This is a genomic window from Paraflavitalea sp., assembly GCF_059502485.1.
Genome location: NZ_JCACET010000010.1, coordinates 1,955,257 through 1,977,040 on the forward strand (window position 1 = coordinate 1,955,257; position 21,784 = coordinate 1,977,040).

The window sequence follows — 21,784 nt, forward strand, 5'->3', positions numbered from 1 at the left end:
CCATGAATATGGGAGAATTGAAAAACCGTACCTTTACGCCCCCGCAGCTGCCATGCTTTATGGCAATCCTACTCTATGCTTCGCGTGCCCGCTTTTAAAATTGGTTGTATGAAAAGGTATCTGACTGTCTACACGATCTTATTGTGTTGCTTGTGCTGCTGTTATATGGTGGTGGCGCAGCCTATGCAGTCGTCGCGGTTGAGTAAGACGCTCCAAGGGTATAATGATGCGCAAAAAAGGTTGCTGGCAAAGAACATTGGGCGTTTTCTGTATATGTCTTTTCAAGGGCAGTGGGACCAGGATAGTGCCGTGCAATATGCCTGCAAAGTATATGGTTTCAACCGGCAATTTCCTTATGATGAAATGGTCTATGATGCCAGTATTGCTGAGGCTGTGCAATGGCTGCAAGCACGTCAGCCGTTGCGGGTGGCTTCAGCAGCGGAGCGGGCTACCGGCGATCAACGTATACGTCTGCTATTGGAACTGGTGATCTATTACGTGCACCAACCGGGCAGGGACTCTGCTCAACTGGACAGTGCGGCGCGGTACCTGAGCGTTGCACGGAAAGCAGCTAACAACGACTTCTGGAAAACGGAATGTGATGCCTGGCAGGGCGAGCTGCTGTATCAGCAAGGACAGCGGGCCGAGGGGGTACGTTATTTTTCGGATGTAGCTAATCGATTCCCCCGTGATGTGCCCAGTCAGCGGAAAGCAATGGCTTTTCACCAGTGGGCATTACATCTTTCCTTCGCCGATAGCTTGCGGCTTCGCTACCTTGAAAAGGCTTTCCAGGATTATCAGCAATTGGGATTGAAGGAGCAAGGTATCGAGGTGATGTCGGATATCGTGACTTATTGTTTTATCATAGACTATCAGCGGGCATTACCTAAACTCGCAGAGGTACAGGCATTAGAACAGGCTATCGGCTACCGACATACTATGGATAATTATTATGTACGCTCGTTTATAGATGCTGTACGTTCGGATTATTTATCGGCACTGCGCAATGCGGATAGTTGTGTTGCTATTATGGCTGCAACCGGTGACTCGCTGCTGTATAGCCTGACTTGCCAACAACAGGGGACGGTGTATGAATTTTTGGGGCAGGATTCGTTGTCTTATGTCTGGCTCCGAAAGGGGGTGATGAAAATAGATCTGGAACCGCGTGAGTTCTGGTACAAGAATTTTACGGTACTGACCAACTATCTGGCGTATGATTCTGCTGCCGACAAAGTGCTGGTCTGGATGCAGGATATTGTGGCACGTTATCCACCGCAGGCAGGATTAGACAAGATCATGGTCGACTTCAATACTGGTTATTGTTATGATAAGATGGGTCGACTGCAGGATGCTGAAAAGTATTATACTCTTGCTTTGAATGCTGTAGCGAGTTTCCCGCCAGAACATGTACATAATGATATCCTGACGTTTTACTTCGTGACCGGCAGGTTTTATATCAACCAACATCAATATAAAAAAGCGCGGCAATTGCTGGAAAAAGGATTGACATTGAGTACAGGGAAAGGGGGTGTACGTTTTTATCAAAAAACTTACGGGCTGTTGAGCAGGCTGGATTCCTTGGAGGGCCGATACCAGGATGCTTACGCGCATCACCAGTTGTTTAAGATGTACAGTGACTCCGCGCTTAATCTGGCGCAGCGTGTGCAACTGCAGGAACTGAACGTTCGGTATGCTACGGCGCAGAAAGATCAGGATATCCGGTTCCTGCAGCAGGAGGGTATACTTAATGAAACGGCGCTACGACAAACGCGGCTAACGCGGAACATCGTGATCGGCGGGCTTGTGCTGCTGGCAGTGATCGCTGCCCTGCTCTATAACCTGTACCGCGCCAAACGCAAGAGTGCGCAGCTGATCGCTCAAAAGAATAAAGCGTTGGAACAGCTGGTGGATGAAAAGCAATGGCTGCTGAAAGAGGTGCACCACCGGGTGAAGAACAGCCTGCAAACTGTGGTGAGCTTATTGGAAATGCCCATGCATTCGCCTCAGCATGACCCGCTATCAGCTGTTCAGGCAAGCCAACATCGCATCTATGCTACTTCGTTATTGCATCAACAGCTATACCAGGATGAAAGCAGTTCTTCTGTAAATATGGGGGTATACCTGCCGCAGCTGCTCAGCTACCTGCAAGATGCTTTTGAAACGCGCCAGCGTATCTATTTTGAATCAACGATCGCCGCCATCGACCTCGATATCTCGCAGGCCGTACCTATCGGTATCATCGTAAACGAGGTGGTGACTAATGCCATCAAGCATGCTTTCCCCTCTCAAATACCTCATCCTGTTATCAGGGTATCGCTGGCACTAATGGATGACGGGATGTCGGAGCTTCGCATCGGTGATAATGGAATTGGCTATGCTATGGAAAAAGCCTCTACGCAAGGTTCGGGCGGTCTGGGCATGGAACTTATTTTTGGGCTTGTCGAAGATATCAATGGGACTGTGCAAATCGTGACGAATGATGGGACTTCGGTGATCATACGATTTGCGCCGAGGCAGGAGCTGTCGAGGGGATATGGAGGGCAGGGTTGACGAGTTAACAGGTTGATAGGTTGAAAAGTAGGACGACCTAACTTAGGTGCGCCAGCTGCCCTGCTGTTTTTGGTGAAAACTGCTCATTTTTCCAAGTACGCTATTTATATGCACTATCCTGGGAGTATCTATGGAGTATCTACGGAGCATCTATGGAGTAACCCCGCTTTATCCTGTCTCTATTCTATCATTACCTGATCTGCTTCATTGACATTCTGTCAAGTCTAACTACCAATGCTACTACGCACATCTCTATTTTACGCCCTTTTGTCAGCTCAGGACAAACATAGATAATAAAAGCAGTGTAATGAAACGTGGCTGTCCGTTATTGGACGTTTTGACCAAAATGGCCGAATTGTCCACGCCGTTTTTAGAAGGCTGGGATTGTTGCCTACTACTGCTTCTTTCCTTCAGCCGTTATTTTATAGTATTCATTAAAATAGCCTATGGCCTTTAATGAATCGGGCATCGGGATGACTATCATTTCATTTGCAATTGAAGGCGGTAAAATGCTACTGGTTGTTGAGTTGTATAATTCAGCCAGTTTCGCTTCTACCTTGTAGAGTTTCATTTGTCTGGCACTGTCGAGCTTTGGGGAAAAGGATTCCCCGACATGGTTTAGCTTTTTGGAATAGTAGAGGGTGCGTGTAAAACCGGGATATCCATTCTCCGCTTTCACTATGTATACTTCTCTGAGTACTGTTCTGCCTCCACTCCATTCTATTGTATCGGGCAAGGTCTGTAAAGCCTCTTCAAGGCCTGCCGACTGTAAGACGATTGTCTTCACGATCGAGTCGACACGCAGGCGCTCCGGCTCTTCCCGTATGGACGTCTGTTGTTCAAATTTGTATCCATAGGTGCTGTCTTTATGAAAAAGGAAATAGCGGGTGCGTAAAGTACGGTTTGTTGGGGAAGAGACGGCTTCCGTTTTCGTGGTATCGAATGCGACGACTCCTGAGTCGACAGCATAGTGGTACTCATACATGCGCAAGTCTCCATTATAGTAAGCGCGGTAATAATCGTTTCCGCCGGAATAGCCTGTTGATCTGATTTCAATGACATAGGGAGCCTTTTCTGTGCTTGTGCAACCAGGTAATAAGGTAATGATCATGCATAAGGAAAGGGATAAATAAAGGAATGGCTTCATAAAGGTTTATTGTGGGGCCGAAGTTTTTCTTGATAAGACTTAATTTCGTTGGGCATGAAAGTACGGTGTTTACAGTTTATGACATAGTCTTCTGACTGAATGCGTATAACTACTTCCGTTAAAAAAGCCGCAAACGAATTTGCGGCTTTGGGTATTCCTCACACAAGCAAGGGCACGGATCATGTTATTGAAAGCTCCCACGGCTCTGAGCATGGCATACGGTAAAGACCATCGAGCAAACAGATCGAGGCCCCTCTGTCTTAAACCATTGGTACCTGCGTGAGAAGTCTTTCAATTGTACTTGCACTCAGGGAAGTGCAAGATGCCGGAAATGCTACTATCAGGCACTATCTTTCATACTGCTATGTAATTGTCAAAAACAGGATTAACGAGGTAATGAATTAGTGGATAAACATAAGCAGGCCCAACCTTATAGGTGAATATAGAGATTGGGCACTTGACTTACGGTTGCGACGAATAATTTGTCAGCCTTGCGAACAAGACTTGTAAAGAGTGCCTGTTTTGGTTGGTGCTATAAAGATATATCATATTTCACTAATTCCAACATTAATGATGTAATATTTTTTCTGGAGTGTTCTCATATTGTGTGATGGCCGACAAACTAAGCAAAGAGGATCTCAAGTTTAGAAATCAAATTGCAGCAAGACTTAGGGAGATAAGAGAAAAAACCGGAAAGAGTCAAACTCAATTCTCTTATGAACTTAACGTTGACTCGCAATCTGTGAGCAGGTATGAAACCGGCAACGGCGCGTCTGTCTATGTAATAAAGAGGTATTGTAAATTGGCCGGTGTGCCGTTAGAAGATTTTTTTAAATCGCCGTTGTTTAAGTAGTAACGACAATTTTGATTATCAGTAATGCCTGACTTTTTTTCTCGCTTTCAGCTTTTGCAACACCCTGCGTTGATGTCACTTTCTTTGCTCCCGCAGAGCGGGACAGGCTTTGATGCAAAGAAAGTAACCAAAGAAAAATCAAGTCAGGCCCGATCGCTCCGCGCGGCCTGACGAGCCAACGCCTCTCCAAGGTGTAACATACTTTACTTATTATTACAGCAAGCCACTTTAGGTGGAAGATTCGTTTTTATTTACAAGCTTCTTGTCATGCTGGTGTGATGAGATTCATTTATTTTGACATCGTTGTACCATAAGATACGTTTGCAGAAACGTATATCACGACGCAAGATACCATACTGTAACCATCAACAAACCCACACAACACCAAAGTCCCAGCTTTGTACGCAACAACCTTAGCGCGCCTTTCACGTGGCTTCTCACGGATTGCTCGCTGAGGTTGAGGCGTTCTGCTATTTCACTGTAGGTGAGGTAAGACTTTCTGCTGAGCTCGAAAACCTGTCGCATTTTTGGTGGCAGCTGGCGGATCTGTTTCTCAATGATGGTAGCCAATTGATGCTCTCGCACCAGGTGATCAGTGATCGCTTCCGTATTAGTTGTCTTTTCGAGGCTAAACAGGAATTTATTTTCGACGCATTTATGGGCGAGCTTATTGAGGACCCTGTTTTTAACAGCGGTGTATAGATAGGCTGTAATATTTATATCATCGGGAAGGGATGCTCTCTGGTCCCAAAGCCGCAGGAAGAGATCCTGCACGAGGTCTTTGGCTTCGTCTTTATCTTTCAGGCGCTGGAAGGCGTGTATGTACAATAGCCCAAAGTAACGGTTGTACAGCGCTGCAAAGGCAGGCTCGTCACCGCATCTAATCAAAGCAAACAATTCATTCTCTTTCAAGCAATCGTACCGGGCCATTGTGATAGCTTAAACGTTATAGCAATTAAAGCTACAAGCTATTTCAGGAACTACTGACCTGTACTGACCTGTGCTGATCCGGCGAAAAAATTTCAGGCCGGTTACCCCCCTCCCCTATATGTTGCCTGTTATTACTTTCTAAAGGGCAATCTTCCATGCAAACAAAGGAAATCCGGGATTTATTAGAAAAATTCAAAGACGGGACTATCACAAAAGAAGAGTTGGTATTGCTGGAAAGCTGGTACCTGCAATGGGAACCAGAGCAGGCAGCCATGGGGCCTGAGGAACTTGAAAAGTTGAAGGACGAAGTATGGTTGTCCATTAAACCCGGGCAGCGAAAAGGAACACCTCAACTACGCTGGAAACCACTGGCTGCCGCCGCTTCGGTGCTCCTGGTTGTTACGGCCGGTCTGTACCTCTACTTCAACAGGACAACCACCAAAGGAACAACCCAGGAACCTGTTGAACTGACGGCCGTTCCACAGGATTTTCAACCTGGATCGCACAGGGCCATACTGACGCTTTCGGACAACAGGCGGGTGGTTTTGAAGGGTGCCAAGAACGGGATGATCGGGAATGATGCGGGCATGAACATATATAACAATACTGATGGGGAGCTGAGTTATAGTGGCTCTGTTCAATCGGGTAGCTTGTCATCAGATAAGGTTCTTTACCACACCTTATCGACGCCGCGGGCAGGGCATTTCCAGGTGACGCTTCCGGATGGAACAAAAGCATGGCTGAATGCTGCTTCTTCCATTACTTATCCATTGTTCTTCGACAAAGACGAAAGAAAGGTGACCGTGACCGGAGAGGTATATTTTGAAGTGGCGCACCGCAAGCAACAGCCTTTCAAGGTAACCTCGCGCAAGCAGGAGATCATGGTGCTTGGCACGCATTTCAATCTCCGGTGTTATGATGATGAGGCCGGCATGAGCACCACCCTGCTTTCGGGCAGTGTGAAGATCACCAATACTGTTAACGGAACTTCCGGCCTGCTGAAACCCGGGCAACAAGCCAACTTATCCTACGCCAATGAGCATATCGCCATCCATGCGGTGAGTGCTGAAGATGCCATCTCCTGGAAGAATGGTTATTTCTTATTTGATAACCAGGAATCGATAACGGTGATGAAAAATATCAGCCGGTGGTATGATGTGGATGTTGAATTCAAGGGGGATCTCACCAAAGAGCGGTTTGGCGGTACTTTTTCACGGTCGACTAATCTGAGTCAATTGCTGAAAAACATGGAAAAGATCGGGAACGTTCGTTTTGAATTAGCCGGCTCGAAAATTATCGTGTCCAAAAAACTGAAATGATATTATGACCCACAAAGCCTACTAATAAGACAACCCTATTTCCAAACTTTTAAAAAAGGAGCCATATCGAAAAACGACACTAAAATTAACTGCAACAGCTAATAAAAAACCAGAGACGTCGCAACCGCCCCTGGTCTATCAGCTTGTGGCTGAGTCAGGTAACTTAACGCTTGATCATTAAATAAACCTAACAATCAAATGTATAAAAAATTTACTGAACTACTGTTCGGAAGGCAGCTTTTTGCCCATACCAATCTATGCTTGAAAATGAAGTTAACTGCTATTTTACTGCTTGTCACTTTTGTACAGATCAAGGCTGAAAAAGCCGCTGCGCAAAAGGTTTCTATCGAAACGAAGAATGCCAGGTTTACAGAGGTTGTTGCTCAACTGAGAAAACAAACTGACTTCGATTTTCTTTATAACAATGAAACGATTAAGGGTTTAAAGCCTATCAACATGCGGTTGAAGCATGCAGATATCACCAAGGTGCTCGATATCTGTTTTGAAGGGCAGCCTATCGGTTATTCCATTTCCAATAAAACGGTGTTGATCTTTGTGCGGCCAACTGTACAAGCCGACAGTACGAAAGCGCAAGAAGTGTTGCCGGTGGTTACCGGCACTGTGCGGGATGAAATGAACGGGGAACCGTTGATAGGCGCCACGATCACGCTCGAAGGAACTTTCACAGGCGCTAATACCAATGACAAAGGTTTTTTCTCGCTCGAGCTTCCGTCGCAAGGCGGCGTGTTGGTGTTTTCTCACCTGGGATATAAAACGAAGAAGGTGACTGTTGGCGATAAGCAATCGTTCGACGTCAACCTCACCAGGATTGAATCCAACCTCGATGCTGTAGTGGTGGTTGGTTATGGTACCCGGACCAAAGGGGCCATAACCGGATCGATTGCTACGGTGAAATCAGAAGTATTTGAAAGCCGTCCTTTGAACAACAGCTATGATGCGCTGCAAGGGGCTATTCCCGGGCTAACCATTACCAAGGCCAGCGGACAGCCGGGCAGCACTACTTATGGTTTCCAGGTGAGGGGTTATTCATCGGTGAATGGCAATGCTCCCCTGGTGCTGCTCGATGGCATACCCGGTGATATCAATACCGTGAATACCAATGACATTGCCGAAGTAACTGTGCTGAAGGATGCAGCGGCTGCTATTTACGGAGCAAGGGCTGCCAACGGGGTCATCCTCGTGACCACCAAGCGCGGCCGTAAAGGCCCTCCTACCGTGACTTACACAGCCAACGTGGGTTATAAGAAGCCGACTTATTTAAGGAAAATGCAAAACACACTTGAGTTTGCCGAGTTCATGGATGAAGGGCTGCGCAATGCCGGCATCAATGGTTTTGCTCCCGAGGTTTTTGAAAAGATACGGAACAATGCAGCGCCAGATCCCACCGGCTGGAACTATGGGGTGACCAACTATCCTGGTTTTTATGGCTACACAGACTGGAACAAAGAAGTATACAAAGATGCTACGCAGCATATTCATAATATCAGTGTTTCCGGTGGTGGGGACCATAATAATTATTTGTTGTCTGTTGGGTATGTGCGTGATAATGGCGTGGTTCGTTATGGCACTAATAAATCTGATGGTTATAACCTGCGCCTGAATTATGACTTCAAGCTTAGCAATCGTTTATCAGTTGAAACAAGGTCGTACTTCGACAACCGGGCAGTGGTGACTCCTACCCTGCTGGGCAGTGCGCTCACCAACGTGACGCGACAGTTTCCTTATCAGCCCGTTTTTAATCCAATGGGACAATTTTATGGTTATCAGGGTTACGAAGGTCCTGCACAGTATCTGGAAGAAGGTGGCACGGGTTTGAGCAACCTGTCGAGGTTTGGTGCGAACATCAAAATGGACTATACCATTATACCTGGCTTAAAGTTAACGGGACAGGCGGCCGTGCGGCTCGATTACCAGAACCGCAGTACCACCAACCGGACCATCACTCGTTATAACTGGGCCGGCGGTATCCAGGACATCCGTAATAATCCCAACTCTGCCAACTATGCCAATGATAAAACGCTGAATAAGCTGTACCAGGTGTACCTGGATTATACCAAAAAGTTTAACGACGATCATAGTATCAATTTCACAGGTGGCGCTTCGCTGGAACAAACTAAACGTGAAGGTCAATCGACTAATGGTTATAATTTCACCAGCAACGATATCTTCACGCTCAACCTTGCCGACAGGACCAAGGCGGCTTATGCCAATTTCACCGGCTACCTGAATAACCAGGCGCTGGCTTCTTACTTCGGCAGGCTGAGTTATACGTTCAAGGATCGCCTCGTCATTGACTTTACTGCACGGGCAGATGGTAGCTCCAAGTTTGCACCAACGAAACGCTGGAGCGCGGTATTCCCCTCCGGTGCTGTAGCTTATAATCTTTCGGAAGAAAATTTCATCAAGAACATGAATGTTTTTGACTTGCTGAAGGTAAGGGTATCTTATGGCAAGATGGGCAACCAGGAATTGGGTCAGCTGGGTTTGTATGATTATATCCCACTGGTGACCATTGGCGGTAATTATCCGCTGGGCGCACCTAATGCCGGATTGACCGGCGCGAATGCCAACCCGGCCTCTTCGGACAGAACCTGGGAAACTGTTGAAACACGGAACATAGGGCTTGACATCTCTGCGCTTACTTCAAGGCTTAGTTTTTCTTTCGATTACTATAACAAGATCAACAACGACATGCTGGTGAATGTGGCTGTGCCTGCCGTATTTGGCGCCACGCCTCCTGCCATCAACCAGGGCAAGTTGGATACCAAAGGGTTTGAAGCGATCGTGACCTGGAAGGATCAACTGGGTGATTTCAAATACAGTGTTTCGCTACAACTCAGTGACAGTAAAAACAAGCTTGTTGAATTAAAGAATACTGATGCTTATGGAGAGGGGCTCAACCAGTTCAGACAGGGCTTCCCCATCTATTCTTATTTTGGCTATGTATACGAAGGTATTATCACCACACAGAAGCAGCTTGACGATTACAAGAAATTGCAGGGTGTTCCTTCGCGGATCAACTTTGGTGATGTAATGTACAAGGATGTGGATGGTGACGGCAAGCTGACTGCCTTTGGCGACAAGACCAAGGGGCTGGCAGGTGACATGATTTATCTTGGTAACCTGACCCCACGGTATACTTATTCTGCCAACTTCAACGTGGGTTACAAGGATTTTGACCTGCAATTGTTTTTGCAGGGTGTAGGCAAGCGTGAAGTGATCTATGAAGGTTCTATCAGCCAGCCTAACACTTTCTTTTGGCCATCGCTGCAATACTTTTATGGCAAGACATGGTCGCCCAGCAGACCCAATGCTCCTTTGCCCCGCTATCTGCCCGGCAACGTAGGGTATGATGATGTAAGGAGCTTCAACTACCGCGCTTCTGCCATGCGTCTGCAAGATGTTTCGTACTTGCGCTTCAAGCTTATCACCATTGGTTATACATTGCCTGCTTCGGTGACGAATGCGGTGAAGATAAAATCTGCACGGGTTTATTTCAGCGGGCAGGACTTGTTCACTATCTCGAAGGGAACGCTTGGTGGCAATTTTGACCCGGAGGACGGGTACCGGAATGAAGGTACGTATCCGTTCAACAAGGTGTATTCATTGGGTTTAACTGTAAAATTCTAATCTACGCGACATGAAAAATATTTTTTATAGGCTAACGTGGTGCTGGCTGTTGCTGGCCGCCGTTGGCTGGAATGGCTGCAACAAAGACCTCAACCTCGTATCACAGGATAGTGTAACGGACGCGACTTTCTGGAAAACCGGCAATGATTTCAAGCTGGCGGCTAATAATTTGTATAACGGTTTGGACAGGTTTGGTGCAGAGGACAATGAATCTGATATTTCTTTCAATGTTCCCAATACCATCAGTAACGGCAGTTACCAGCCTGCTGAAAACTCCGGTCAATGGAATACCAGTTATGGCTATATACGGAGTGCCAATAATATCATTGGAAAAGGCGCAGGCACGACAGACGCGGAAATAAAAAGGTATGTAGCTGAGGCGAAATTTTTCAGTGCCTGGTATTACTGGAAGTTGCTAAGGATCTATGGTGGTGTTCCTCTTTTCTCTAAAGTGCTTACCACCGGCGATCCTGAATTGTTTACGCCCAGGGCCAGTCGCAAAGAGACGGCCGACTTTATCCTCAAAGACCTGGCAGAAGCGAAGAACGATCTGCCTGCTCAGTCTGCACTTGCCGCCGGCGATGTGGGCCGGATCACCAAAGGCGCTGCGCTTGCGCTGGCTTCACGGGTGGCGCTGTTTGAAGGTACGTGGGGAAAGTTCAGGGGTGATGCTGCTTCAGGTGGCTACCTCGACCGGGCTATAGCCGACTCGCGCGAGCTCATTACCAGCAATGTTTATGACCTTTTTCAAGGTCGCGGTGCGGATAGCTACCGTTATCTTTTCCTGGAGCCCGGTGACGATTCAAAGGAATCTATCCTGGATCGGCGGTATGCACGCAATATCCTTGGGCATGATGCGCCTTATATGTATGACCAGGATGGTTACAATCCGACGCGCAAAATGGTGGATATGTATCTCGATAAGAACGGACTTCCTATTACATCTCCCGGCACTGTATTTCAAGGGTATCAAACTTTTATCAGTGAATTCCAGGACAGAGACCCACGCATGACGATGACGATGATCATTCCCGGCACTTTAACGAACCGTGTCTTCAACCCCGTTAATAAGGTGGCCAACTGGCCCGACAAGCCACAGCGTAATTTCAATACGGGTTATATTCTTTATAAGTACATGTCGGAAGATCCGATTGCCAATAACTCGGGCCGTATGGGTGATGGCAGTATGTTTGACTTTGACCGCCATCTTATCCGGTATGCTGAAGTGTTGCTGATCTATGCTGAAGCATTGTTTGAGAAGAACGGAGTTATCACTGATAATGACCTTGACCTTTCCGTAAACAAACTGCGGACCAGGGTGAATATGCCTCGTCTTACCAATGGTTTCATCACCACCAACAACCTCGATATGCGCACAGAACTGCGTCGTGAGCGAACTGTGGAGTTGGCGCTGGAGGGCTTCAGGTATGATGATATCCGCCGGTGGAAAACGGCTGAGACGGAATTACCGCAGGATGTAAAGGGTATCAAGATCGTGGGCACCGAATGGGCTACCAAAGCACCTTACAGTGATGCCTCGTTTCAATCGAGGATAGATGCCAACGGTTTCCTGATCGCAGAGAAGGGTCGCAAATTCGATCCGGCGAAAGATTATTTGCAGCCCTTACCGACCAAAGAAGTTGCTTTCTATGCTGCCAATGGTAAGAAGCTGGATCAAAATCCCAACTGGTAATCTTCTTTATACAGACAGGCAATGTATTAAATTGCCTGTCTGTTTTGTTGTGCATTTGTTCATTTCGTTATACTAATTATGATGATGATAAAAAGAATATTGATCTGTACCCTCGCTATTTCCTGTTTTTGCTTTTATGCTACCGGTCAAAAGAAAAGTACCGCTAAACGGTCTTCTGTTTCATCGCCCCGGATCGTGAATGTTGTCAATTTTATCCGGTTGCTGGAACCACGAGATCCGAAGATCACGCAGGATGTTTTGTACCAGACCGTGGTGAAGCAAGTGGAGATCATGAAGAAGTATAGTATTCCCGGTTCTTTCCTTTTGCAATATGACGCGCTGATGGATAGCCGGTATCAAACGCTTTTAAAAAGTCTGCCTGCCGCCTCTTTTGAAATTGGTGCGTGGTGGGAATTCCCACAACCGCTGATCGAGAAAGCTGGTCTTGCCTGGCGGGGTCGCTACGCCTGGGACTGGCATGCAGACGTGGGCTTTGCTACCGGCTATACACCGGCTGAGCGTGAGAAGATCGCCGATGTTTACATGGAAGACTTCAAACGCATTTTTGGTTACTATCCGCGCTCGGTGGCTTCGTGGTTTATCGATGCGCACACGCTGAATTATTTATGGGAGAAGTATCATATCATCGCTTCTGCCAACTGTAAGGATCAATATGGTACAGATGGCTATACGCTGTGGGGTGGATACTGGAACCAAGCTTATTACCCCAGTAAGATCAATTCGTATATGCCGGCGCAGCATGCAGATAAACAAATTCCCGTGCCTGTATTCCGTATGCTGGGTAGTGATCCTATCCGTCAATATGACCAGGGCATCAATTCACGGAGGCAGGGGGTGATCACACTCGAGCCCGTGTATCCCAGGGCTGGTGGCAGTGCAAGCTGGGTGAACTGGTTCCTGGGTTCTTTTGCCAATGATCCTGCGCTTGGCTTCAACTATACGCAGGCCGGGCAGGAAAATTCATTTACCTGGGCCGCGATGGAGAAGGGTTTTGAGATTCAGCTTCCTTTGCTCGACAGCTTGAGAAAAGCAGGGAAGGTAAAACTGGAGACCATGGAGCAATCGGGCAAATGGTTTAAGAAAACTTATCCCGTAACTCCCGCTACTTCTTTTGCTGTGACGAAAGATATCGAGGGCAGCAACCAGAAAACTTTGTGGTACAACAGCCGCTTTTACCGGGTGAATATTCTGTGGGAGGATGGCAGCATGCGCATCCGGGATATTCATTTGTTTGATGAAAGGCTGGAAGATTATTATACTACTAAAACTGCCACTTCCAACGAATGCAGCTTTTTCACGCTTCCTGTTGTAGATGGCTATCTCTGGAGCAAGCCCAATCAACTGGCAGGTATGCGCATCAAGGGTGTTGCAGACGGCAAGGAAGTGTTGCTGAAGGGTGGCGATCCTGTGTTTACCAATGTTGGTGCAGCAACCGTACTTGTAACCTGGCCACTAAACGATGGAGGTGAACTGCGGATGGAGTTGAAGGAGCAAGCTTTTTCCATTAAGCTGGTGGGTAAAACTTCTGTTGATTGGTATTTCGATCTTGAAGTGGCGCCCGGCGCAAAAACTCCGTTTACCAGCGTATCGAATCGAAAGCTGGTGTGCAGTTTTGAAAAATTCGACTATGACTTTACTGCTTTATCGGGGACATTTTCCACGCCCGATAATGGAGCTGTATTCAGGCTAAAGCCTGAGAAGAATACGTTGGCTTTATCGATGAAGGCTTCTAAGAAATAATATTGAAAGGCGGATCAGGTTGTTGATCCGCCTTCTTTGTTAATTCAATTAAAGGAGGAGCGAAATTCTACAGGGGATTGACCGGTTTGCTTTTTGAAGAACTTGTTGAATGATTGAGGATGTTCAAAACCCAATTCGTAGGCAATTTCACTCACGGATAGTTGGGTTATGGATAATTTCTCTTTTGCTTTCTGAATGAGTTTCTCCTGTATGATCTGTTTGGTTGTTTGCTGTGTCAATGTTTTGAGCAGGCTACCCAGGTAATTGGGCGAGATGTTCAATTCGCCTGCAATGTATTGAACAGTGGGCAGGCCTTTATTGAGCAGGTCATCGCTATTGATGTATTTTTCCAATACCTCCTCCAGCTTTTCAAGCAGGTGATGGTTGGTGATTTTCCTCGTCAGGAACTGACGTTCGTAGAAACGGTCGCAATAGTTGAGTAATACTTCGATCTGGCCAATGATAATACTCTGACTGAACTTATCGATGTTGGACTGGTACTCCCGTTGAATGTTCTGCAGTATATCTGCAATGACCTTTTCCTCTTTTTCGGACATGAACAGTGCTTCGTTGACTGCATATCCAAAGAAATCGTACCGCTTTATATTTTTGGCCAGTGGTGTATTCCAGAGAAAATCGGGATGGAAAAACAATAGCACGCCTGATGGCGGTACGGCTGGTTTATCGACGGTCAATTTCACTAACTGTCCCGGGGATACAAAGGATAGCAGGCCTTCATCAAAGTCGTATTGCTGTTGGCCATATTTGAACTTGCCCTGAATATTGCGTTTCAGGCCAATGGAATAGAAATCCTGTACCCAGCTGATCTCCTTCTCGTCCGTTTGATAATTGACAAGACCGTAATCTACCAGGCTGATTAGAGGATGTTCTGCTTTGGGCAATCCGCTGATCGCGTGAAACTCACTGATGGTTTTGATACGACGTACCTGGTTCTCTTTCATTGTTTGTATTTTAAAGGCAGGGCTGAACAATCAGCCCTGCTTACATTTTACCAAATTGAATATACCCACTTCCTTAATAATCAGTTGATCTGCTGATCGTTTCATTTGCTGCGAGCTCATTTTGGAGTATCTCAATTTTACTTTTTGCCATGTTGAATGAATCTGTACCGAGGAACAGGTGCAGGGGTGGCTGCTCCATTTCTGCTAATTTAATGAATGCTGTGGCTGCTTTTTCGGGATCACCCGGCTGATTGCCAATTATTTGTTTTTCGTGTACTACTTCCAGATCGCGCGCTGCCTGGTAGGCGGCAATGGGGTGCGCTGCCATCCGGAGTGACCCTTGTAGCAGGAAGTTGGTCTTGAAATAGCCCGGATAGACAATGGTAGTGTTGATGCCCAGCGATTTGGCTTCTGCCGACAAGGCTTCAGTGAGGCCTGCTACTGCAAATTTTGTGGCATTGTAAATACCCCAGCCGGGAAACCCGCCCAGGAAGCCTGCTATGGATGAGATGTTGATGATGTGGCCTCTCTCGTTTTTACGAAACAAGGGCATCACGCTTCTTATGGTGTTGAGGGTGCCGAATACATTGGCGTCGAAATTGGCTCTTGCTTCCTGATCGCTCAGTTCTTCCAGGGTGCCCAGTTGACCGTAGCCTGCATTGTTGACTACCACGTCGATAGCTCCAAATGTTTTTACGGTTGCTGCGATCGCTTCTGCAACGCTTGCTTCGTTTACTACATCGACCTGCAGGAGCAGCAAGCTTTCTGATGTAACATTTACCGCTTTTTTGAGTTCGTCTACGTTTCTCGATGTGGCGGCTACCTTATAGCCTTTCCTTAACAATTCTTTGACAAGCGTTAAACCAAGGCCTTTTGATGCGCCTGTGACGAACCATACTTTTACTGTGCTCATTTTTATTAGTTTTTAAGTGAATGATCTTTAACGATGTAAAATTGCACAGAACAGTGAGGGTGGAAGTAGCCGGATCAATGGTTGTTGTAGCCAGAACAACTATTTGCGCTGGCTGCCCCGTTTTTGGGCTTAGAAGGGAAGAATTGCCAACACAGCGGGTAAAAGCGATAACAATACCGCCTCCCCTGTATAGTAAATTTGTGGAGTAAAATAATTATAAACTTTAAAACGACATTTTATGAAAGTAATTAACAACTCCTCCGAATTTGATCTATTATTGACACAGCAAAAATCTGTTGTCGTTGACTTTTATGCCGATTGGTGTGGACCTTGTAGAACCCTGACCCCCACTGTTGAAAAGCTGGCTGAAGACTATCAGGGCAAAGTAGAGATCGTGAAAGTAAATGTCGATTCCAATCCTGACCTGGCCATGCGTTATGGCATCAGCAGTATACCCACTGTTGTATTTATCAAAAATCAACAAGTGGTAGACAGGACAGTTGGTTTACAACCCAAAGGCGAACTTATAAAAAGGATCGATCAGCTGAATTAAGGGCTGGCGGCATTGTTTGAACAGCAGAGGGCATGTTATTGTTAATCTTAAAACGAACTTATGAGCAATTTTAAAAAAGCGTATATAGCCGGTGGGTGTTTTTGGGGAATGGAAGATCTTTTCCGTGTACAGCCGGGGGTATTGGATACCGAGGTAGGATATATCGGTGGACAGAATGACCACCCTACTTACCGTAACCATCCCGGACATGCTGAAGGATTGGAAATTACCTATGACCCTGCCAAGACCTCTTTTGCAGCGCTGCTGGATTATTTTTTCAGGATCCACGACCCGTCAACTGTCGACCGCCAGGGTAATGATATTGGCTCCAGCTACCGGTCGGCGATCTTTATTCAAAATGAAGAAGAAAGGGAAACAGCAGAAGAGATCATTAAGATTGTAGATGCTTCCGGCCGCTGGCCTGGCAAGGTGGTGACTACCCTGGAACCCTATTCTACCTTCTGGCCAGCAGAGCCAGAACATCAGGACTACCTGGTAAGACGTCCGAATGGCTACACCTGTCATTTCGAGCGGTTTGGAACGTTTTTGACTGCATAATTACCAGGAGGGCGGATTAACCACTAACGTATGATCTATAAAGGGAACCAGGACGAATACTTTGAATTGGAAAACGTTGATACCAACAATTACAGGAGTTACCGGACTACCATGCCGGGAACACTGCAGTTGATGTGGTTCACTACTGATGGCAATAAACTGACGATAGATGGTGTTCCTTATGTTTTTGATACGAATCAATTGATCACGCTCTCTCCGTACCACCGTGTGGAATACGAAGTAGTTAATGGTATGAAACTACTTCGTTTCAACAGGGAGTTTTATTGTGTGCTGAATCATGATAGCGAGGTAGGATGTAAAGGGGTTTTGTATTATGCGGCCGCCAAAATTCCCTTGATCACCATTGCGGGTATGGAACTGGAGATATTGGAAACGGCATGGAAGCTGGCCAGTCTGGAGTTTACCATGAAGGATGAGCTTCAGCTGGAGATGTTGCAGATGATGCTGAAAAGGATACTGATTGTGTGTACGCGCATTTACAAAAAGCAAGGAGCCATGGCTGGCCTCAATGATGATCAACATGAATTTCTCAGGCAATTCACCTTCCTGGTTGAACAGCATTTCCGGGAGAAGCACAGTGTGGCAGAGTATGCAGAGTTGTTGTACAAGTCTCCCAAAACACTTACCAATACCTTGCATAAAATAGGTGAGAAATCTCCGCTAATGATCATACAGGACAGGATTCTGCTGGAAGCGAAGCGTCTGCTTCATTATACTAAAAAAGACATCTCTGAGATTGGATACGAGCTTGGATTCCCGGATATCCAGGCATTTAGCCGTTTTTTTAAAACCCACGCCGGGCAGGCAGCCAGTGAGTACAGAGAGATGGCTGCGTAGGGTCATTTTCTCACCCGATTTCGCGATTGTAAAGGGCTTTTCAGGTGTTTAACTTCACCTTTCAAACAGCCTTCACATGAAACATATTGTATTGATCTGCCTGCTCGCCGTTGTCTTCGGCGGTTGCGAAAAATCATTGAACAACGTATCGTCCTCTCAAGACTTATCTGCATCACCAACTGTTACTGCCGATCTCATCCCCGTACCGTTGGCGCGATCTCGGCGTTCCTCTGCTTACAACGGACCCGCGGAATGAAGCTGAAATGCAAAACAACGTTTTTAACCTGAATGGGGAGCACTACCTCGCTACCGGCTTTCGTTTTCGTAAGGTGTTTAAGTTCAATACCGCCAGCAAATCGTGGGACCGCGTGTCGTCCATGACCTTTGAACCGATATTTATTGATGGAATACGTCTCACATTTGGCTCTAAGGTATACCGTGGAATTTCGTATGAGAATCCACAGGGTTTCGAGTCATATGATCCTTTCACTGGTGTGACTACTCAGCTGGCCAATTTTCCCGGTACGCCTGTTGACGACCCTATTTGCTTTGTATTTGGCAGCAAGCTGTATGTGGTATCGGGTATTTCGAGGATTGGCGACCTGGCACTTATCAATCAATATTGGGAATATAATATTCTCACCAACCAATGGCGGAACAAAGGCAACAGCCCGATCGGCGTAAGGGCGCAAGGCAGTGCCTATGTGGTTAATAATAAAGTGTATATCGGTCTCGGTTTTACCTGGATATATGTTAACGGAGAACGTACCAAAAGATTCTACAACGACTGGACGCAGATCGATCCAGTCTCTTTAACTCCCAATATAGCCAAAGCACCATTTCCCGGCGACAAGAGAAGAAGTGCCAAAGGTTTTATGATCGGATCGACCTTACACCTTGGATTTGGAAAAGTACTGGACGAATACCGTTATGATCTTTATAAATACAACTGGAGCCTCGATAAGTGGACGGCAGTGGACAGCTGGCCAAGTGTGATCGAAGGTATATACGGTTCTTTCTGGGCCGATGGCCAATTGTCTATGTTTGGGGTTGGCAGCAGTGGGTACCTGGTAAAAGGTGGGCTGAATGAGTTCTGGACTTTTAGTAACGTGGGGAATTGAGGAATATAGCCTCACTTGAATATTATAAAAAGAATGGCGCCTTGAGTAAGACGCCATTCTTTTTTATTACCAGTTCTGGAAATCGTAGAAAGAAACGGTGCCGGAACCGCCGCCGGTGGGTCCTACCTGTATATAGGTGTTCGCATTGACCGCAGCGTTACAATAAACCGGGGTCCATGGATTAAGGAATGCGTATCCGTGTGCAGAATAGACTACCCAATCTCCGGAAGTAACATACAGGTAATCGTTAGACCAGGTTAAACCAGATATGGGGCCATTGCCACCGTAATACACCATATTCCAGACACGAGTTGACGCCTTCAGGTTAGTTGCGGGATTGACATGTTTCGATGCAGAAGTTGCTTTCATGTTAAAGGCACAGCTAAGCATGATGGCAGCAATCAAAAGGAAGGTCCTTTTTGTCATAAGATAATTTTTAGAAGGTTAAATGATTAAATCTTCTTAAAAGTATCAAGACTTCTTTTAATTGATTCATCGATTTGTATCAGATTGGTGCCATTTTGTATCATTCTATAGCTCCTCTGTTAAATCCAACTGTATCTCTATAAAACTGCGGCGATATATCTGTTTTGCTTTTGAAAACCCTGCTAAAATAGTATTCATCCTCGTAGCCAAGTTCATAGGCTATCTCTTTGATCGTTTTATCCGTAAGATATAATTCCCGTTTGGCTTCAATAATGATCCGTTCTGTGATTAAGTCAGAAAGTGTTTTATTGAAATGGTTTTTTGTAATCCGTGCAAGGGAAATTGGGGTAAGGTGCAAGAGATTGGCATAATCACTTGCCGAATGCTTTATCCTGAAATTATCTTCGATCGCATTTTTTAGATTCTGTATAACAAAGAGCTGTTTAGTATTAACATTATCAGCCTCTTGCAGAGATTGCTGTTCGAGCTTTATCCTGGTGGCCATTACCAATAATATTTTCACGTACGAAACAAGCACCTCATCTTTTCTAAACTCCTGTGTTCTTAACTCATGGGCTATTTGTTCGATGATATTTAAGATGGTGGTTTTACAGCTTTCGTTCAGGCAAACAAATGGCTGTTCATAGATATTATTAAACAGGATACCATTATTGGCTATTTCCTTGTGATGCCTGTAGATGCAAAAAAAGTCATGGTGAAACTGGATGGCAATGCCCCTCAAAGGGGTCTTCGAGATCAACATAAATGGTTGATATGGATAAAAAGCGAACAGGGTATTTTCTTTAAATGAATAGTCGCAAAAATCGACCTTGGCCACTCCTTCACCTGACATGACCATGATAAGGGTGAAATAGTTATTCCGTTGGATATGATCGAAATAACTGTTATTGTCAAACTCAAATAGTTTGAACGACAAATTGCCGTTTTGTTGATTGACAAGCGTATATACAGATTGTGACAACATGATGCTTACGATCTGATGAATGTTTTAGCGAACTGATCATTGAGTGCATTACACTCAGTTGAACAAATTCCGCTGATAATTTTCGGCCTATCTCCCCATTTGGGTACATCCTGTGTAGACAGAACGTTGAATTGGGAGGTCGCTCCGCCAATAAATGGTACGGATGTTCCATAAACTATTTCAGGAATCCTGTGATGGCGGATCATATAAGAGCACATGATGCAAGGCTCGTGTGTGGTATACATACCTGACAGATGCAACTTGTCTGCATAACCATTTCTGATAGCGTCTCTAACCGCCAGTATTTCTGCATGGTTGGTGATATCACAAGTTGATCTGCCTGATTCGACGCCTTTACCAATAATCTTTCCTTCAAAAACGATGATAGCGCCAACGGGTGGGTCGCCGGCAGCCAAGGCTATTCTGGCCAGACTTATACATTGGCGCATGTAATTTTCCTGTTGTTTCTGCATATTTTATACTTCTATCTCCATATCCGATGTCGGAATGGCACAACAAATTAAAATATTGTCATCTGATGGCTCCATAAATGGCTCGGGATCATATTCATAACTTCCTTTAACAAGCTTCGATTCACAGGTAGCACATGTCCCCATCCTGCAACTGTTTGCCGGGTTTAATCCTGCCGATTCAATTAACTCTAACAAAGAACCTTTACGCTGATCCCAAATAACTTCTTTACCTGATCTAAGCAATTTGACTTTAAAGCTTTTCTCCTCATGCTTGCTGGTTTCCTCAGTCAGCTGCTCTTTAACGCTTTCACTAAAATACTCAAAAAATACCTGACCAGCCGGGATTCCCAACTGACTCAGCAACTCGCGTATATCTTTAATATAGTCGCGAGGTCCGCAAATATAGTAGCTTGCACCAGGATGTACCGTTGGAATGTGCTCTCTTGTTATCCGGCCGCTTAGATGATAATCACGGTTCAACATCTCATCCTCCAACGGCGCAGAATGTAGCACAGACAAGTTAAAGCGCTTAGACAAAGCCTCGATCTCCTGTAACCTCAACAACATTGGTTGAACATGCTTGTTGCGGCTGGAGTGTATAAAATGTATTTCCCTGTCTGGCTGGTTCTTCTGCAGGTATTCTGTCATACTTAGCATAGGCGTAATTCCCACACCGGCAGACAGTAGCACAACTGGTGTTGGACTGTTCGTATCAAGCATGAAGTTTCCAACCGGTTTACTTATTGGAATTATATCCCCAACTGTTACTGAGTTATAAAAATAACTGGAAGCTTTGCCTGTTGGCTCTCGTTTTACTGTAATTCTCAGATAGTCTTTATCCGGGCTATCCGAGAGGGTGTAACTTCTGATAAGCTCCTGTTCCTCTCCGGCGATACGCAATTTAACAGTAACATACTGACCAGGAATGAAGGATGGCACCCGCATACCATTCAGCGGATTCAGGTAAAATGATTTTATTGTCGTACTCTCGACCATGATCCGGTCGACGATATAATCTGTAAACATGGTCA

At 45.8% G+C, this 21,784-nt stretch carries 18 protein-coding genes; 10 read left to right on the top strand and 8 right to left on the bottom strand.

The genetic code is table 11. From position 1 onward, the window contains the following. Nucleotides 1–108: 108 nt before the first annotated feature. Nucleotides 109–2,550, top strand: a complete 2,442-nt coding sequence (locus AC5JBY_RS24965) for a histidine kinase dimerization/phosphoacceptor domain -containing protein (RefSeq protein WP_495907394.1) — start codon at nt 109–111, stop codon at nt 2,548–2,550. Between the two features lie 394 nt (nt 2,551–2,944). Here AC5JBY_RS24965 and AC5JBY_RS24970 read toward each other — a convergent pair whose 3' ends face one another. Beyond that, nucleotides 2,945–3,697, bottom strand: a complete 753-nt coding sequence (locus tag AC5JBY_RS24970; protein ID WP_495907395.1) for a hypothetical protein — start codon at nt 3,695–3,697, stop codon at nt 2,945–2,947. Nucleotides 3,698–4,307: 610 nt separating this feature from the next. Here AC5JBY_RS24970 and AC5JBY_RS24975 point away from each other — a divergent pair. Continuing rightward, nucleotides 4,308–4,550: a helix-turn-helix domain-containing protein gene (locus AC5JBY_RS24975; protein WP_495907396.1), complete on the top strand. Its 243-nt coding sequence runs from the start codon at nt 4,308–4,310 to the stop codon at nt 4,548–4,550. 336 nt (nt 4,551–4,886) lie between these two features. Here the strand turns inward: AC5JBY_RS24975 and AC5JBY_RS24980 are convergent, their stop codons facing one another. After that, on the bottom strand, nt 4,887–5,480 hold the full coding sequence (locus AC5JBY_RS24980; protein WP_495907397.1) for an RNA polymerase sigma-70 factor: 594 nt from the start codon (nt 5,478–5,480) through the stop codon (nt 4,887–4,889). A 155-nt stretch (nt 5,481–5,635) separates the two neighbouring features. Here AC5JBY_RS24980 and AC5JBY_RS24985 point away from each other — a divergent pair, with 155 nt between their 5' ends. The 4 genes from AC5JBY_RS24985 to AC5JBY_RS25000 all read left to right on the top strand — a co-directional run bounded on the left by AC5JBY_RS24985 (nt 5,636) and on the right by AC5JBY_RS25000 (nt 13,904). After that, nucleotides 5,636–6,799, top strand: a complete 1,164-nt coding sequence (locus AC5JBY_RS24985) for a FecR family protein (RefSeq protein WP_495907398.1) — start codon at nt 5,636–5,638, stop codon at nt 6,797–6,799. Nucleotides 6,800–7,066: 267 nt separating this feature from the next. Next, nucleotides 7,067–10,450, top strand: coding sequence for a SusC/RagA family TonB-linked outer membrane protein (locus AC5JBY_RS24990; protein WP_495907399.1), 3,384 nt, complete (start codon nt 7,067–7,069; stop codon nt 10,448–10,450). Nucleotides 10,451–10,460: 10 nt separating this feature from the next. Beyond that, nucleotides 10,461–12,143, top strand: a complete 1,683-nt coding sequence (locus tag AC5JBY_RS24995) for a RagB/SusD family nutrient uptake outer membrane protein (protein WP_495907400.1) — start codon at nt 10,461–10,463, stop codon at nt 12,141–12,143. Between the two features lie 78 nt (nt 12,144–12,221). Then, nucleotides 12,222–13,904 carry a DUF3863 domain-containing protein gene (locus AC5JBY_RS25000; protein WP_495907401.1) on the top strand — a complete coding sequence of 561 codons (1,683 nt, stop codon included), beginning with the start codon at nt 12,222–12,224 and terminating at the stop codon, nt 13,902–13,904. Between the two features lie 44 nt (nt 13,905–13,948). Here the strand turns inward: AC5JBY_RS25000 and AC5JBY_RS25005 are convergent, their stop codons facing one another. Further along, nucleotides 13,949–14,866, bottom strand: a complete 918-nt coding sequence (locus tag AC5JBY_RS25005; protein ID WP_495907402.1) for a helix-turn-helix domain-containing protein — start codon at nt 14,864–14,866, stop codon at nt 13,949–13,951. 73 nt (nt 14,867–14,939) lie between these two features. Then, nucleotides 14,940–15,779 (bottom strand): SDR family oxidoreductase, encoded by an 840-nt coding sequence (locus tag AC5JBY_RS25010; RefSeq protein WP_495907403.1) that lies wholly within the window; start codon nt 15,777–15,779, stop codon nt 14,940–14,942. A gap of 238 nt (nt 15,780–16,017) precedes the next feature. On the opposite strand from AC5JBY_RS25010, the gene trxA reads away from it, so the two are divergent. The 4 genes from trxA (at nt 16,018) to AC5JBY_RS25030 (ending at nt 18,869) form a co-directional block, all read left to right on the top strand. Next, on the top strand, nt 16,018–16,332 hold the full coding sequence (gene trxA / locus AC5JBY_RS25015) for a thioredoxin (RefSeq protein ID WP_495907404.1): 315 nt from the start codon (nt 16,018–16,020) through the stop codon (nt 16,330–16,332). A 60-nt stretch (nt 16,333–16,392) separates the two neighbouring features. Further along, the gene (gene msrA, locus AC5JBY_RS25020) at nt 16,393–16,890 is read left to right on the top strand and encodes a peptide-methionine (S)-S-oxide reductase MsrA (RefSeq protein WP_495907405.1); all 498 of its coding nucleotides are present in this window, start codon (nt 16,393–16,395) and stop codon (nt 16,888–16,890) included. Between the two features lie 30 nt (nt 16,891–16,920). Continuing rightward, entirely contained in the window at nt 16,921–17,748 is an 828-nt protein-coding gene (locus tag AC5JBY_RS25025) for a helix-turn-helix domain-containing protein (protein WP_495907406.1), read from the top strand. Between the two features lie 263 nt (nt 17,749–18,011). Beyond that, on the top strand, nt 18,012–18,869 hold the full coding sequence (locus AC5JBY_RS25030) for a Kelch repeat-containing protein (RefSeq protein ID WP_495907407.1): 858 nt from the start codon (nt 18,012–18,014) through the stop codon (nt 18,867–18,869). 66 nt (nt 18,870–18,935) lie between these two features. Here the strand turns inward: AC5JBY_RS25030 and AC5JBY_RS25035 are convergent, their stop codons facing one another. The 4 genes from AC5JBY_RS25035 to AC5JBY_RS25050 form a co-directional block, all read right to left on the bottom strand. Then, nucleotides 18,936–19,295: a hypothetical protein gene (locus tag AC5JBY_RS25035; RefSeq protein WP_495907408.1), complete on the bottom strand. Its 360-nt coding sequence runs from the start codon at nt 19,293–19,295 to the stop codon at nt 18,936–18,938. A gap of 100 nt (nt 19,296–19,395) precedes the next feature. Continuing rightward, nucleotides 19,396–20,280, bottom strand: a complete 885-nt coding sequence (locus AC5JBY_RS25040; RefSeq protein WP_495907409.1) for a helix-turn-helix domain-containing protein — start codon at nt 20,278–20,280, stop codon at nt 19,396–19,398. Nucleotides 20,281–20,285: 5 nt separating this feature from the next. After that, nucleotides 20,286–20,753, bottom strand: coding sequence for a nucleoside deaminase (locus AC5JBY_RS25045; protein ID WP_495907410.1), 468 nt, complete (start codon nt 20,751–20,753; stop codon nt 20,286–20,288). Between the two features lie 3 nt (nt 20,754–20,756). Then, on the bottom strand, nt 20,757–21,779 hold the full coding sequence (locus tag AC5JBY_RS25050) for an FAD-binding oxidoreductase (RefSeq protein WP_495907411.1): 1,023 nt from the start codon (nt 21,777–21,779) through the stop codon (nt 20,757–20,759). Nucleotides 21,780–21,784: the final 5 nt, after the last annotated feature.

What these genes read in the sequence shown, in the direction of transcription:
- AC5JBY_RS25005 (WP_495907402.1), bottom strand. Translation starts at nt 14,866, where the DNA reads ATGAAAGAGAACCAGGTACGTCGTATCAAAACCATCAGTGAGTTTCAC.
- AC5JBY_RS25035 (WP_495907408.1), bottom strand. Translation starts at nt 19,295, where the DNA reads ATGACAAAAAGGACCTTCCTTTTGATTGCTGCCATCATGCTTAGCTGT.
- msrA (WP_495907405.1), top strand. Translation starts at nt 16,393, where the DNA reads ATGAGCAATTTTAAAAAAGCGTATATAGCCGGTGGGTGTTTTTGGGGA.
- AC5JBY_RS24995 (WP_495907400.1), top strand. Translation starts at nt 10,461, where the DNA reads ATGAAAAATATTTTTTATAGGCTAACGTGGTGCTGGCTGTTGCTGGCC.
- AC5JBY_RS25010 (WP_495907403.1), bottom strand. Translation starts at nt 15,779, where the DNA reads ATGAGCACAGTAAAAGTATGGTTCGTCACAGGCGCATCAAAAGGCCTT.
- AC5JBY_RS24975 (WP_495907396.1), top strand. Translation starts at nt 4,308, where the DNA reads ATGGCCGACAAACTAAGCAAAGAGGATCTCAAGTTTAGAAATCAAATT.
- AC5JBY_RS24990 (WP_495907399.1), top strand. Translation starts at nt 7,067, where the DNA reads ATGAAGTTAACTGCTATTTTACTGCTTGTCACTTTTGTACAGATCAAG.
- trxA (WP_495907404.1), top strand. Translation starts at nt 16,018, where the DNA reads ATGAAAGTAATTAACAACTCCTCCGAATTTGATCTATTATTGACACAG.
- AC5JBY_RS25030 (WP_495907407.1), top strand. Translation starts at nt 18,012, where the DNA reads ATGCAAAACAACGTTTTTAACCTGAATGGGGAGCACTACCTCGCTACC.
- AC5JBY_RS24985 (WP_495907398.1), top strand. Translation starts at nt 5,636, where the DNA reads ATGCAAACAAAGGAAATCCGGGATTTATTAGAAAAATTCAAAGACGGG.
- AC5JBY_RS25025 (WP_495907406.1), top strand. Translation starts at nt 16,921, where the DNA reads ATGATCTATAAAGGGAACCAGGACGAATACTTTGAATTGGAAAACGTT.
- AC5JBY_RS25000 (WP_495907401.1), top strand. Translation starts at nt 12,222, where the DNA reads ATGATGATGATAAAAAGAATATTGATCTGTACCCTCGCTATTTCCTGT.
- AC5JBY_RS24965 (WP_495907394.1), top strand. Translation starts at nt 109, where the DNA reads ATGAAAAGGTATCTGACTGTCTACACGATCTTATTGTGTTGCTTGTGC.
- AC5JBY_RS24980 (WP_495907397.1), bottom strand. Translation starts at nt 5,480, where the DNA reads ATGGCCCGGTACGATTGCTTGAAAGAGAATGAATTGTTTGCTTTGATT.
- AC5JBY_RS25050 (WP_495907411.1), bottom strand. Translation starts at nt 21,779, where the DNA reads ATGTTTACAGATTATATCGTCGACCGGATCATGGTCGAGAGTACGACA.
- AC5JBY_RS25045 (WP_495907410.1), bottom strand. Translation starts at nt 20,753, where the DNA reads ATGCAGAAACAACAGGAAAATTACATGCGCCAATGTATAAGTCTGGCC.
- AC5JBY_RS25040 (WP_495907409.1), bottom strand. Translation starts at nt 20,280, where the DNA reads ATGTTGTCACAATCTGTATATACGCTTGTCAATCAACAAAACGGCAAT.
- AC5JBY_RS24970 (WP_495907395.1), bottom strand. Translation starts at nt 3,697, where the DNA reads ATGAAGCCATTCCTTTATTTATCCCTTTCCTTATGCATGATCATTACC.